Genomic DNA, 13,763 nt, shown 5'->3' with positions numbered 1-13,763 from the left:
CGTGATGACTAAGCCGCCCGGCAATAGCGCGGGTTTGGTTTGGTCAGGCAGAAAACGGTCGCCGGCACCGAACCGACATACCTGCAAAAAAACGCCAGAAATGAGCGTTCACGCCAGCAGGCGGACGGTAAATTCGGTGCCGACACCTTCCTCGCTCTTCACCGTAATCGTCCCGCCGTAACGCGCAACCAGCGTATAGCTGATAGACAGGCCGAGCCCGGTGCCGCCTTGCCGCTTGGTAGTGAAGAAGGCATCGAAGATGCGCGCCTGGTCTTCCTTTTTGATCCCCGCACCGGTATCGATCACGTTGATGGTCACGCCACGCGCACCTGCGTCATCTATCCAATCCCTGCTTTCTATCGTCAGCCGACCGCCATTTTTCATCGCGTGAACAGCGTTCGTAAACAGATTGATCAAGACTTGCTGTAACTCGCCGCGATTGATGTGCACCGCCAGCGTGGCGTGCCGATTGTGCACCACGTCGATATTGCTCTGATTGAGCAGATGACGCACCAGCACCAGCGTATCCACCACCACCTCATCCACCGCAATTGCTTCCACATAGCCGGCAAACTCGCCCGGACTGGCGAACTGCAGCAGCTTGGTGACGATAGTATTGATACGATGGATCTGCTGATCCATCAGACGCAATTCGCCTTGCACCGGTTTGGCGGCAACGCCCAGCGTATCGCGCAGCACATCCAGATTGCCTTGCAATACCGCTACCGGATTATTGATCTCGTGCGCCACGCCGGCAGTGATTTCACCGATTGCCGCCAGCTTCTCGGCCAGCACCAGCTGCTGCTGCGCCTTGACCAGCAGCTTGTTGGTTTTCTCCAGTTCGATGGTGCGTTCTATCACCTTGCGATCCAGTTGATCACCCCACGCCTTCAGTTCGGCATTCTGCTTCTGCACCGTGTCCAGTAATTCATCCAGGTGATGCGACAGGGTGCCCAGCTCATCGCGCGTCTGCGTGCCGCCGGTGCGTGCGGACATATTGCCTTGTTCAACCTCTGCCATCGTGCGCTTCATGCTCGTCAGCGGACCATAGATATCGCGCGCCACACGCAGGGAAAAATAGACGCCGCCTATGCCGATCAGCGTGAAGAGCCCGGCGAGCAACGCGATCGCCGTTTCCTTGGCTTGGCGGAAGGGCGCCTCCAGATAGCCGACATACAACATGCCGACCCGATTGCCGAAACTGTCGCTGATCGGCTCATACGCCGAGATATACCAGTCGCTCACGACGAATGCACGATCCAGCCAGGTCTTGCCATCGTTGAGTACATAGTTGCGCACGATTTGCGAAGCACGCGTACCCAATGCGCGCTTGTTGCCGAACAGACGCACGTTGGTAGCAATGCGCACATCATCGATAAACAAGGTTGCTGTTCCGCCGCTGCCTTCCGGCAGCGAACCATCGGCATAGACCAGGCTGTTGATGGTATCGACAAAATCAAGATTCTGATTCAGCAGCGTGCCGCCTTCCAGCACGCCCATCAGCGTGCCATCCGTATCGCGGACCGGCGTGGTCGAATGAATGACCATGCCGCTTTTTTCCGCCGTCTTTTTTGTCGGTGTAGCGTTCGGCGTATTGACCAGTTCGATATATGCCTGCCGCACCGCCTTGTCGCTGATCGCGCGCAATTGTTCTTCCGAGTAAATATCGATCCCGGTCGATTTTTCCCCCAGCAGTGACGAACGCACCACCGGCCAATGCGCATTGCTGCTGCCCAGCGTACGACTGACTCCACTCGACGATGCCAGAACGCGGCCATTCATATCGAGCAGATTCAGGAAATCTAATCCGAGCGTCTGTTTTTTTTCCAGCAGCATTTTTTGCAGGTTGGCGTGATCGCCATCGCGCACGCTCATGACAAAGGGATGCGATTCGCCGAGGCTGGAAACATCGAGCCCGATCTTCTCCCTGACGTGTATGAAATACTCGTGCGCCACCGTCAGGTCGCTGCTGACCTTGAAGGTAAGCAGGCGGTCGTAATATGCAACGCCCCAATATGAAATCAGCGAAAACAAAATCGGCAGCACGGTAAGAAAGGGCACCAGCGCCACCAGCAGCAACTTGGTACGCACCGATGTATTGCCGAGAAAATGCAGCCCGAATGCCTTTTGAAAAATGCGACGCACGGCAGACAATCTTTAGACTCCCCATTCGGCGCATTTGCGCTCTAGGGTTTTTCGCGAGAGGCCGAGGCGACGTGCCGCTTCGGTCTTGTTGCCGTCCGCTGCGCCGAGGATTTTAAGAATGTGCTGCTTCTCGATCGCTTGCAGCGAGACGTCGCTGCCGTTATCGACCGCCACGGATTTGCTGCCGATGGCAATCTCGGGAATGTTGCCCAGTATCAGCCAGCGCTCGATCAGATTGCGCAACTCGCGCACATTGCCTGGCCACGAATGGGATGCCATCGCTGCCAGCAATGCGCTATCCGGTTGCTGCGGCGGCACGCCCAATTGCGGCGCCAACTGCCGGACAAAATATGCTGCCAGCGCCGGAATATCGTCAGCGCGTTCGCGCAGCGGCGGCATATGCACCTGCACCACGTTCAAACGGTAATACAGATCCTGTCGAAAGCGACCTTCCTGCACCGCTTCTTCGACATTGCGATTGGTCGCCGCGATCACCCGGACATCAACCGGGATTTCGCGCTCAGCGCCAACCGGACGGATTTTTTTCTCTTCCAGCACGCGCAACAATTTGACCTGCATCGCCATCGGCAGTTCTGCTACTTCGTCCAGAAACAGCGTGCCACCCTGCGCATAAAAAAACAGGCCTTCGCGCGAAGAAGCTGCACCGCTGAATGCGCCTTTGACATGCCCGAACAATTCACTTTCGATAATATCCGGCGCCACTGCGCCGCAATTTACCGGCACGAAATGATTGCCGGAGCGGCTGCTCAGATAATGCATCGCACGCGCCGCAATCTCCTTGCCGGTGCCGGATTCGCCAGTGATCAGCACGGTGCTGGATACAGTTGCCAGACGCTTGATCGTTTCACGCACCGGCTGCAGCGCAGTCGAATTGCCTACCAAGCCATCCACACCAAAATCGACATGCGAATCCAGTTCGCGCCGCAAGATGAAATTTTCACGCCGCAAATGGGTGCGATCGAAACAGCGTCCGATTGCACTCAGAATCTGATTGACGCGAAACGGCTTTAGCAAAAAATCTGCCGCACCGGCACGCAGGGCATGAATCGCCGTTTCCAGATCGGCAAAGGCCGTGATGAGAACCACATCGTTATGCAAGCCGAGCGCGCGCATTTCATGCAGCCATTCGACGCCGGATTTACCGGGCAGTGAATTGTCGAGAATGATCAGGTCGAAATGGCGCAAGTCCAGCAGCACGCTGGCTGCTTCCACCGAGTCGACGGCTTCCACCCGGCTGCAGCGACCATCCAGTGTGCGCTGCAGAAAACTGCGCATGCCTGGCTCGTCGTCGACGATGAGGATGGATTGGTCTTGCCAGCCGCCGAATGCTTCGACAAAAGGCGCGTCCGTTTCAGGATGAATATGTTTTGCAGCAGTCATGTCGAATTCTATGTTGGATAGCTGCAGGCAATGCATGATTCTTTCTGGTACCCGACCATTTGATCGTTGCACCTGTCAGCTTGTTTCTCCGTATTCAGAGAGAACAAACTGCATAGTAGTTGAAATAATAAAAAAGCGAGGCCGATGAGCGCCTCGCTTTTTTCATGCTTGTAAAATTTTAATGAAACAATGCCATCGCTTTCTGCATGGTCGACGACACACCCCATGCCAATGGAATAATCACGTAAGCCCAGAATATGACGACGATAAGCGGGCTGCTAGGTTTGGCCTCTGCATGATGGGTAGACATAAGTATTCTCCTGTTATTGGTTCAATATGCGTTCAATTTGCGCCAGCGGGCTGCATGCCGCCGGATGGCGCTTTCGACCGCACGGAATCATCGGCCATATGATGTTTGGCTTCGACCGGCTTGATGAACAGATTGCAGATAAAACCGAGTATCAGCAGACCCGCCATGATGTACATCGTCATTGCATACGATTCGCCGGTCGGCACGCCATGATTGATCTGGTATTCGCGGATGTAATTGACCAGCACCGGACCGAACACGCCTGCCGCCGACCATGCGGTCAACAAGCGCCCGTGTATGCCACCGACAAACTTGGTACCGAACAGATCGGCCAGATAAACCGGCACGGTGGAGAAACTGCCGCCATACATGCTGACGATGATGCAATAGCACATCACGAATAGCGCGACGCTGCCTACATGACCGGCATACGGTACGCAGGCATATAGGATCGCACCGAGAACAAAGAAGGTGTAATAGGTATTTTTGCGCCCCAGATAATCCGAGATCGACGACCAGAAGAAACGACCACCCATGTTGAACACGCTCATCAGGCCGACGAAGCCGGCGGCAGCGGCGACCGTCACCTCACCCTTGAAGGTTTCCTGAATCATCAGCGACGCCTGTCCGAGCACACCGATGCCCGCGGTCACGTTCAGACACAGCACCAGCCACAACAGATAAAACTGCGGCGTCTTCATGGCCTGGTCGATATGCACATGGTTGCGCGTAATCATCTTGTTCTCGACCACAGGCGGCGTCCAGCCGGCCGGCTTCCAATCCGGTGCCGGGATGCGTATAGCCAGCGCACCGATCATCATCGAAATGAAGTACAGCACGCCCATGACGATGAAGGTTTCCGTCACGCCTACCGAAGTCGGCGATTTGAAATGCCCCATCAGGAAAACCGACAAGGGCGCACCGATCATCGCGCCGCCGCCGAAACCCATGATCGCCATTCCTGTTGCCATGCCGCGTCTATCGGGAAACCACTTGATCAGCGTGGACACCGGCGACACATAACCAAGACCGAGGCCGATACCGCCCAGCACGCCGTAGCCGAGATAGACCAGCCATATTTGATGCAGATGCACGCCCAGCGCCGATACCATGAAGCCGCCACCGAAACAGCAGGCCGCGACAAACATCGTCAGACGCGGGCCGACTTTTTCCAGCCACTTGCCGCCAAAGGCCGCAGCCAGGCCGAGGAAGACGATGGCAAGACTGAAGATCCAGCCCAGCGTCGTGAGTTTCCAGTCCTCGGGAGCCGGACTGTCGATACCGATGACCTTGGAAAGCGGGCCGTTGAATACGCTAAACGCATAAGCCTGCCCAATACATAAATGAACTGCCAGCGCTGCCGGTGGCACCATCCATCGATTGAACCCCGGGCCGGCAACGCTTCTTTCGCGCGTAAAAAAATCGAGCATATGAATCTCCTTTGATCATGTTGCAGCAACGTGGGCTACAACGTTTTATGGGCAATGCGCACACATGAAGTACGGTGAAATTTTTCACCTGGGACTTCATTACGCAATCCGCATGCCAGATCAAAATCGAAGCTTAAGTCGATGATTTATAAGGATACACACAGATAGGGGCAAGAGGGATCGCGACAATTTGACCAGCCATAGCGACAATTTGACCAGGATTTCCGTGCGCCATCGAGCCGGCCTGCAGGCGTCGGCCAGCGCACGAATACCGATCGAAATTAGCCATAAATAATTATCGGATATCGCCACAAATCATTATGTAGTTTAAATACATATCGTATACACTCTCGCTTTTTAAAAACCCGGCCCGATGCCGCCGCAACTGAAATGGCGTGTGTTGCCAATGAGAAGGCCTCATCGGCTGCAGCGGGCAATCTCAGGTCGAAAAATCGAGGGAAGAATGAATAACAAGTTTTCTCGCACCACGATCGCTACGGCGCTCGTGCTCGCGTTTGGCAGCACCGCATTTGCAGCAGACCCCGCTAACGAATCCGGTGTATTCACGTTAGGCGAAATCAATGTCAGCGGATCGCGATCTGCCACGCCTGCAACTGGCGGTAGCGCCGTGACACGCGAAGAGCTTGATGACTTCAATCGTGAAACTGTAGTTGATGCACTCGATCTCATGCCAGGCATTACGACCACCGGCGGTGGACAGCGCAACGAACGCATGGTGACTGTACGCGGCTTCGACAGCCGTCAGGTGCCGGTATTCATCGATGGCATTCCAGTTTATGTACCGTATGACGGCAACGTCGATCTGGCGCGCTTTACAACTTACGATCTGGCTTCAATCGAAGTCGCCAAGGGATTCAGCTCCGTGTTGTATGGCTCCAATACCATCGGCGGCGCCATCAACCTCGTAACGCGTCGTCCGGTCAAAACATTTGAAGGCAATATCGGAGTAGGGGTACGCAGCAACGACAAATTCGATGGCAATGGCAACAGCACCAATATCAACCTCGGCACCAATCAGGGCATGTGGTACGCGCAACTTGGCTTGTCCTACCTGAATCGCGATGCCTATACCTTGTCGCGTGACTTCCGTCCTGTTGCCTCACAACCAAGCGGTGAAAGACTCAACACATACAGCACCGATAAAAAGATCAATATCAAGGTTGGCCTGACACCGAATGCAACGGACGAATATGCGCTGAACTACGTCAATCAGAAGGGCGTAAAAGGTAGTCCACCTTATGCGGGCACATCACCAGATGCAAAAGTGCAATACTGGCAGTGGCCGGCATGGGACAAGGAAAGCCTGTATTTCATTTCCAATACGGCCATCGGGCAGGACTCCTACCTGAAGACACGTTTGTACTACGATAAATTTTCCAATCGCCTAAACTCGTTTGACGATGCGACGTACACAACGATAAGTCCCAAAGTCAAAAAATCTTCCTTTCGAAGTGCTTACGATGACTATACCTATGGTGGTAGCATCGAATACGGTACCAAGCTGTCCAATTCAAATACATTGAAGCTTGCCCTACATCTGAAAGAAGATGTTCACAGGGAGCACGATAACGACGATCCTCAACAACGTTCCGAAGACCGTACCACATCGTTCAGCGTCGAAGATACCCATAAGCTCACCAACGAGCTGGACTTGATCGTAGGCGCCAGTTATGACAAGCGCCACGAAAAACAAGGACAAAAATATGACCCTGCACGCGGGGTATACAACTTCCCTGTTAAAGATTCATCTGCTTTTAATCCACAAGCAGGCCTGATTTATCACACCTCGCAAACAGGCAATGCCTACCTGACCGTCGCGCGCAAATCGCGCTTTCCGACGATCAAGCAACGCTATTCCGGCGGCTTGGGATCAGCGATTCCCAATCCAAATCTGAGTGTCGAACGCGCAGTCAATTACCAGCTGGGCATTTCAGAAAAACTGACTCAGAAAGTCCGGGTAGATGCGGCTATCTTCTATAGCGACATTACCAATATGATGCAATCGAATAAAGTGCCCGGCACTGTTTGCGACGGCCTAGTTCTTTGCAATCAATTGCAAAACATCGGCAAGGTATCCAGCAAAGGCATTGAACTCGGCCTTACTGCAACTGCCACCCATACTCTTGAATTGGGTGGCAATTACACCTACCTCGACCGGCAAAACAAATCTGATTCGAAGTTACTGACCGACGCGCCTGCGCACAAGTTGTTCACCTATGCCAAATGGGCAGCAACACCAAGTATGAATGTGATTGGTAGTGCTGAATACAATTCCAAACGCTACAGCACAGACACAGGCACCCGGATCGCACGCGGCTTCAGCATGATCAACGCCAAGCTGAGCTATGCCTTGCAAAAAGATGTCACGCTGGAAGCTGGCGTCAATAACCTGCTGGATCGCAACTACGCGCACTCCGAAGGTTTTTACGAAGAAGGTCGTAATTTCTTCGCCAATCTGAACTATCGCTTCTAAGAGATTCATCATGAAACGCACACCACTTTTTTTCGCCCGGCTACTCGCAGCCTCGGCCTTCGTTCTGGCATCACTCAATGGCTGGGCAGCAAATGCCCCAGCCACCAAGCTCGTAGTCATGACCAGCTATCCGGAAGAAGTGGTGTCGCGCTTTGAGGCTGCGTTTGAAAAAGCGCACCCTGGCATTCGTATTGAAATTTTATGGCGACATTCTCGCGATGCGCTGGCCTATTTGCGCAGCCCCGGCCAGCGCAATGTCGATGTTTACTGGACTCCTGCACAACGTAATTTCCAGATACTGGCCAAGGAGGGAGCTTTCCGCAAACTCGATCTCGACATGACGGGCTTGCCGACCAAGATCGGGGGCTTTCCGATTTCTGATCCATCCGGTTTCTACGTCGCATCAGAAGTTGCAGGCTACGGTTTCGCGATCAGTCCGCAACGACTGAAAGAAAAAGGATTGTCTCAACCCAGACAATGGACCGACCTGACCGATCCGGTATGGAAAGATGAAATCGTTTTCCCTGTACCGAGCAAAGTCGGTTTTGCACCCTTGCTGGTCGATATCATCCTGCAGGGTTACGGCTGGGATAAAGGCTGGGCGATTTTGCAGGCCATCGGCAGCAATGCGCAATTACTCAAGGCCGGTGGGCAGAACGTGTCCGAAGAAGTCAGCAGCGGCCGCGCCAGCGTTGGCGTCTCCATCGATTTTTTCGTCAAGTCGGCGATTGCCAATGACGCGCCGATTCAATTCATCTACCCCGGCATTACCGGCTATTCGCCGGCACATGTGGCGATCATGAAAAATCCACCGCATCTGAATAATGCACGTACGTTTGCCGCTTTCGTGCTGTCCGCAGAAGGACAAAAAATGTTGTTTCACCCCGATATACGCAAATTGCCTGTACGTCCTGCCGTGTATGCGGATAAACCTGCGCACTATTTCGATCCATATGCCGCTGCCAGCAAAATGCCTTTCGTATTCAATACCGAACGCGCTCTGGAACGGCAGGGTTTGAACAATACCTTGTTTGACATCCTGATCACCGATGAACAAATGAGTCTGCGCAATCTGCTGGACAAGATCAAACAAGCCGAACAACTGGCCAACTCCACCAACGATAGCGCGCTCAAGGCCAAGGCATATCAGGCACGTGTACTCGCAACCACAATGCCAATCAGCGAAACACAAGCCAACCTGATTGCCGCTCGCTTCGCAGCCGCATTCGAAGCAGAATCAACGGAAAACGTAGACGTCATTGCAGAATGGGCGGCACGCATTCGTAAAAATCGCTCGCAGGCAGGACGCATTGCACAGCAAGTGATCGATGTAGGTATCACAAAAGAGAAATAGCGGTATCTCGTTCTCCACGCATCTTTCGATTATGTTTCCACGTATCCGCTATTTTTTCTCTGCTCCACTGCTGCTTTTGCTGACAGGCACGGCGAGTATTGAGATCTCCACATTGAGCGGCGGCACCTCAACAACGGCCAGCCAGAGTCGCGAAGCTTTTTCTCAACCCAGCCCAGTGATAGATGAAGAGCATCTGCGCGTCTTTGCGACAGGACGCTCCATGTTCCGCCAGTCGTGGGTCATTGCATCCGCCACCGATAGAGCCACCGGTCTGGGGCCGGTTTACAACCGCATCTCCTGCATCGCCTGTCACGCGAGGAATGGTCGCGGCAATGCACCCGATGGACCAGAGGGAAGCATGCAGGCAATGTTGTTGCGCTTGAGTGTGCCCGGTATCGGTCCGCACGGTGGTGCCAAGCCGCATCCAGCCTATGGCGATCAGTTGAATGAACATGGCGTGCCCGGGGTGCCTGGCGAAGGAATCGGCTTTCTTGTTTATGACGAACATATAGAAACACTGGCGGACGGCGAGACGATCGTCCTGCGCAAGCCCAATGTACATTTCAGACAACTGGCATACGGGGCATTAGGCGAGGACGTCATGGTATCGCCGCGCATCGGTCCCATTGTGTATGGCCTCGGCTTGCTGGAAGCGGTCAGCGACGACACCTTGCTCGCTTTGCAGCAACAGGACAAACCCGACGGCATACGCGGCCGTGTCAATATTGTATGGGATGCGATGGCACAGAAAAAGGTGATCGGCCGCTTCGGCATGAAAGCCAATGTCGCAACATTGCCCGAACAAGTTGCCAATGCCTTCGTCGGCGACCTCGGCATTACCACGCCGCTCACGCCACATGAAAATTGCACCGCAGTGCAAACCGCATGCAAGCAGGCACCGTCCGGCAGCGCGGCACAATTTGCCGGCCTTGCGCCTGGCGATGCGGAATTATCCGATACGGAATTGTCGCGCGCCGATTTTTTTGCAACCGTGTTCTACCACCGCATGCTGGCCGTGCCGGCGCGCCGCCATGTCAATGATGCCCAAGTCATACGTGGCGGCCAGTTGTTCCAGCAGGCACGCTGCGCTGTCTGTCACGTTCCGGAACTGCGTACGCGCAAGGATGCTGTGTTGCCCATGCTGTCGAATCAGTTGATACGGCCCTACACCGATCTGCTGCTGCACGACATGGGGCCAGCGCTGGCCGATGGGCGCAGCGACTTTCAGGCCAGCGGGCAGGAATGGCGTACGCCGCCCTTGTGGGGCATAGGCCTGGCGAAGAAAATAAATCCCGATGCCGGATTTTTGCACGATGGTCGCGCACGCACGCTGCTGGAAGCGATCATGTGGCACGGCGGTGAAGCTGCACCCGCAAAAGAAATCGTGCGCGCGATGACCGCCAATGAACGCGCGGCGCTGTTACGTTTTCTGGAATCGATTTGAAGCTTGAATACAAGGGTTATCTGATCTCCATCACCGCGATCGAGCAAGCCTGGGGCTTTTCTTTTGGCGAGTGGGGCGGCAGCTATTGCGTCTGGCAAAAAGGCAATCCCACGCCAATCAAGGGCTTCATAGAGGGCACCGCAACATCTGCCTACGAAGCCGAGAAAAAAGCCTTGCGCATCGTCAAGGTCGCGATTGATGAGGCGCTTGCCAAATCAAGCGAGCAACTATTGCTGTCGCTGGCAAAACTGGGCGACCGTTTTTCCTTGTAATCCCTGTATCGCGCTTCCCTTCTACCCGCTCCCATGTGAAACTGTCGTCATCATCAAATAAATGAAGGACAGCATCATGGCAAAGAAAGAAGAAGAACTGGATCCGGAAACACTGGCGCTCATCAACTGGTGCATAGAAGTCGAAGGTTTTCTGGTGGCCGGCGGCGCAACGGTAGCCGAGGCGCAAGATCACATCGAAGAACAGATTGAATGGTTTACCGACCAGTTCTACGATGGCCTGACCCCGGAAGAAGCAGCGAAAGCAGCGCTGGCCTGATACCCGCCATGCGTGTCCGCTGTCTGCATCAACACGGTTTCCCAAACAAAAATGCCGACGCTCTTGTCGAACGCCGGCATTAAGTGACCGCGCGTCTGCCGGATCCGGTCATCCGGCAGACGCGCTGCCAATTGCACTTTTTTATTAAGCTTTCTTGTTACGCCTTTTTGTATTTGGCTGCCTCTTCCGAGCCCTTGGTTGCGTTACCGTCGCTGTACGAGTGCGCACCCACGCCGGCCAGCTTTCCGCCCTGCACGATCAGATATTCGTCGCGAATAGGGCGGCCTTCAAAATAGCATTCCAGAATTTCACGCGTCCCTGCGGCGTAGCGTGTCTGTGCAGTCAGGCTGGTGCCGGAAATATGCGGCGTCATGCCGTGGTGCGGCATGGTGCGCCACGGATGGTCTTTGGGCGCCGGTTGCGGGAACCAGACGTCGCCGGCGTAACCGGCCAGTTGACCGCTCTTCAGCGCGGCAACAATCGCATCGCGATCGCATAGCTTGCCGCGCGCGGTATTGATGATGTAAGCGCCACGCTTGAAATTCTTCAGCGTTTTTTCGTTGATCATGTGTTCCGTTTCCGGATGCAGCGGGCAGTTCAGCGTCACCACGTCGCAGACCTTGGTCAGACTTTCCAGCGTGCTGTGATAAGTCAGGTTGAGTTCTTTTTCAACAGCGGTCGGCAGACGGTGACGGTCCATGTAGTGCAGCTTGACGTCGAATGGGTGCAGCAGGCGCAGCACGCGCAAGCCGATGCGGCCGGCGGCGACAGTACCGACGCTCATGGCTTCCAGATCGTAGGAGCGCGATACGCAATCAGCGATGTTCCAGCCGCCGTCGATGACCTGCTTGTACGATGGGATGTAATTACGCACTTGCGACAGGATCATCATCAGCACGTGTTCTGCCACGCTGTGGCTGTTGCAATAGGTCACTTCGGCGACGGTGATGTTGTGCTTGTTGGCAGCTTCCAGATCGGTGTGATCGGAACCGATACCCGCTGTCACGATCATTTTCAATTTCTTCGCTTTGGCGATGCGTTCGGCTGTCATGTAAGCAGGCCAGAACGGTTGCGAGATGATGATCTCGGCATCGTGCAATTCCTTGTCGAGCACACTGTCCGCACCATCTTTGCTGGATGTCACAACCAGTGTGTGACCATTCGCTTCCAGATATTTACGCAGGCCGAGTTCGCCGGATACGCTACCCAGCAAAGTACCTGGTTTGAAGTCGATGCCTTTTGGCGTCGGCAATGTTTGTCCGTCAGGATAGATGGACGGTTGTGCTACATCGTCACGTGCATAGCTTGTTGGGTAACCGGTGACAGGATCATCGTACAAAACGCATAAAACTTTAGCCATGATGTTACTTCTCCATAAGATTGCGTGATTGCCGCAGAGAATAGAAATTCGCGGGACGCTGAATTTCTTCTGCAAGCGGACATCGAAATGAATGCCAGCGCAGCGATCTTATGAAGGAAGCGAAATACGGTCTAATCGTTTGATGTGATGGGCTGATAGCTGCCGCTTATGTAGGCATCGAAACGCGCCTGCAAATCGATCTGGGCGGCAATATTGCGCGCTGCCGTCACGACAGGGGAGCAGGGATCGTGCGCCAGCGAAATCATGCCGATGGCGCGACTCAGTTCCGGCACCAGCGGAATGGCCGCCATTTCATCGCGCGACTCGAACAGGCACAGCAAACTGTGCGGCACCACGCTGAACAAGCCGGCATGACGTACCTGCGAATACAGGGCAAAAACCGAATCGGTTTCCACCGCCACATTCGGCTGTACATCGGCTCGCCGGAAGGCGGCATCGACGATGCGACGATTCTGCATATGCGCGGTCAGCAGGCACAGCGGCAACTCGGCTGCGTCTTCCCAACTGATTTCCGTCCGCTCTCCCATCGCCTGCTGATCGCGCGCCAGCAGCATGTAACGCTCGCGATACAGCGGCTGCACATGAAAGCCGCTGAGCCGCTGGTCTTCCAGATAGGTAAGGCCGATATCGAGTTCGAAGTCGTCCAGCCGGCGCATGATTTCTTCGGTACTGAGCGACAGCACCCGTTGCCGCAGATCGGCATGCTGCGCACGACACGGGCCGGTCAGCAAGGATACGACGGGCATGGTGGTCGGGATCGCACCGAGGCGCAAGGTGCCGCTTAGCTTCACGCGCGACATCGAGGCTTCCTGCCGCATTCCTTCCAGCGCGGCCAGCGTCTGCCGCGCCCAGTCGAGTATGCGTTCGCCTTCCGGCGTGAAACCCTGAAACCGCTGACCACGCTGCACGATGGTGACACCGAGTTCGGTTTCCAGATTGCGCACTGCCGCCGACAGCGCGGGTTGCGACACACAGCAGATTTCCGCCGCGCGGGCAAAATGTTTTTCACGCGCGAGCGTCACGAGATAATCGAGTTGGCGTACGAACATGGTGATGAAATACCCTGAATACAGCGTGGCAAGGAAGGGCAAATCGCGCAGGAAATGCCCGCATGGATAAAAAGATGATGCGGACGCGGCATGACGACTGTAATACGCGCCGAAGGAAAATCGGCGACACAAGCCTCGTATTGACAGAGGCATGGAGGAGAAATCAGCCATCCGTTTTTTATATGTCGTTTAACGACATATCGCAT

At 54.7% G+C, this 13,763-nt stretch carries 11 protein-coding genes; 5 read left to right on the top strand and 6 right to left on the bottom strand.

The genetic code is table 11. From position 1 onward, the window contains the following. Positions 1-108 precede the first annotated feature (108 nt). The 4 genes from ACIQW9_RS12295 to ACIQW9_RS12280 all read right to left on the bottom strand — a co-directional run bounded on the left by ACIQW9_RS12295 (position 109) and on the right by ACIQW9_RS12280 (position 5,286). Positions 109-2,145 carry a cache domain-containing protein gene (locus ACIQW9_RS12295; protein WP_402337180.1) on the bottom strand — a complete coding sequence of 679 codons (2,037 nt, stop codon included), beginning with the start codon at positions 2,143-2,145 and terminating at the stop codon, positions 109-111. A gap of 12 nt (positions 2,146-2,157) precedes the next feature. Continuing rightward, entirely contained in the window at positions 2,158-3,546 is a 1,389-nt protein-coding gene (locus ACIQW9_RS12290; RefSeq protein ID WP_402337177.1) for a sigma-54-dependent transcriptional regulator, read from the bottom strand. Positions 3,547-3,724: 178 nt separating this feature from the next. After that, a complete protein-coding gene (locus ACIQW9_RS12285) occupies positions 3,725-3,856 on the bottom strand; it encodes an oxalate:formate antiporter (protein WP_402337175.1) in 132 nt (43 codons plus the stop codon). 32 nt (positions 3,857-3,888) lie between these two features. Further along, entirely contained in the window at positions 3,889-5,286 is a 1,398-nt protein-coding gene (locus ACIQW9_RS12280; RefSeq protein WP_402337172.1) for an OFA family MFS transporter, read from the bottom strand. A gap of 463 nt (positions 5,287-5,749) precedes the next feature. Between ACIQW9_RS12280 and ACIQW9_RS12275 the strand changes: the two genes are divergently transcribed. The 5 genes from ACIQW9_RS12275 (at position 5,750) to ACIQW9_RS12255 (ending at position 11,127) form a co-directional block, all read left to right on the top strand. Beyond that, positions 5,750-7,780, top strand: a complete 2,031-nt coding sequence (locus ACIQW9_RS12275) for a TonB-dependent receptor plug domain-containing protein (protein ID WP_402337169.1) — start codon at positions 5,750-5,752, stop codon at positions 7,778-7,780. 10 nt (positions 7,781-7,790) lie between these two features. Continuing rightward, complete coding sequence (locus tag ACIQW9_RS12270) at positions 7,791-9,134, top strand: ABC transporter substrate-binding protein (protein WP_402337166.1); 1,344 nt, start codon at positions 7,791-7,793, stop codon at positions 9,132-9,134. Positions 9,135-9,165: 31 nt separating this feature from the next. Further along, the gene (locus tag ACIQW9_RS12265) at positions 9,166-10,578 is read left to right on the top strand and encodes a di-heme oxidoredictase family protein (protein WP_402337163.1); all 1,413 of its coding nucleotides are present in this window, start codon (positions 9,166-9,168) and stop codon (positions 10,576-10,578) included. Continuing rightward, positions 10,575-10,850 carry a hypothetical protein gene (locus ACIQW9_RS12260; protein WP_011872797.1) on the top strand — a complete coding sequence of 92 codons (276 nt, stop codon included), beginning with the start codon at positions 10,575-10,577 and terminating at the stop codon, positions 10,848-10,850. Before ACIQW9_RS12265 ends, ACIQW9_RS12260 begins: the two co-directional genes overlap by 4 nt. Before the next feature lie 76 nt (positions 10,851-10,926). After that, entirely contained in the window at positions 10,927-11,127 is a 201-nt protein-coding gene (locus ACIQW9_RS12255; RefSeq protein ID WP_402337159.1) for a hypothetical protein, read from the top strand. A gap of 157 nt (positions 11,128-11,284) precedes the next feature. Here the strand turns inward: ACIQW9_RS12255 and ACIQW9_RS12250 are convergent, their stop codons facing one another. Then, on the bottom strand, positions 11,285-12,487 hold the full coding sequence (locus ACIQW9_RS12250) for an NAD-dependent formate dehydrogenase (protein ID WP_402337157.1): 1,203 nt from the start codon (positions 12,485-12,487) through the stop codon (positions 11,285-11,287). A gap of 131 nt (positions 12,488-12,618) precedes the next feature. Beyond that, entirely contained in the window at positions 12,619-13,710 is a 1,092-nt protein-coding gene (locus ACIQW9_RS12245) for a LysR family transcriptional regulator (protein WP_402337154.1), read from the bottom strand. Positions 13,711-13,763 lie beyond the last annotated feature (53 nt).

It is taken from the genome of Herminiimonas sp. NPDC097707, from assembly GCF_044761395.1.
Lineage (GTDB): Bacteria > Pseudomonadota > Gammaproteobacteria > Burkholderiales > Burkholderiaceae_D > Oxalicibacterium.
This window is presented reverse-complemented; position numbering and strand designations above follow the sequence as displayed.

What these genes read in the sequence shown, in the direction of transcription:
- ACIQW9_RS12285 (WP_402337175.1), bottom strand. Translation starts at nt 3,856, where the DNA reads ATGTCTACCCATCATGCAGAGGCCAAACCTAGCAGCCCGCTTATCGTC.
- ACIQW9_RS12250 (WP_402337157.1), bottom strand. Translation starts at nt 12,487, where the DNA reads ATGGCTAAAGTTTTATGCGTTTTGTACGATGATCCTGTCACCGGTTAC.
- ACIQW9_RS12280 (WP_402337172.1), bottom strand. Translation starts at nt 5,286, where the DNA reads ATGCTCGATTTTTTTACGCGCGAAAGAAGCGTTGCCGGCCCGGGGTTC.
- ACIQW9_RS12290 (WP_402337177.1), bottom strand. Translation starts at nt 3,546, where the DNA reads ATGACTGCTGCAAAACATATTCATCCTGAAACGGACGCGCCTTTTGTC.
- ACIQW9_RS12245 (WP_402337154.1), bottom strand. Translation starts at nt 13,710, where the DNA reads ATGCCTCTGTCAATACGAGGCTTGTGTCGCCGATTTTCCTTCGGCGCG.
- ACIQW9_RS12255 (WP_402337159.1), top strand. Translation starts at nt 10,927, where the DNA reads ATGGCAAAGAAAGAAGAAGAACTGGATCCGGAAACACTGGCGCTCATC.
- ACIQW9_RS12275 (WP_402337169.1), top strand. Translation starts at nt 5,750, where the DNA reads ATGAATAACAAGTTTTCTCGCACCACGATCGCTACGGCGCTCGTGCTC.
- ACIQW9_RS12265 (WP_402337163.1), top strand. Translation starts at nt 9,166, where the DNA reads ATGTTTCCACGTATCCGCTATTTTTTCTCTGCTCCACTGCTGCTTTTG.
- ACIQW9_RS12270 (WP_402337166.1), top strand. Translation starts at nt 7,791, where the DNA reads ATGAAACGCACACCACTTTTTTTCGCCCGGCTACTCGCAGCCTCGGCC.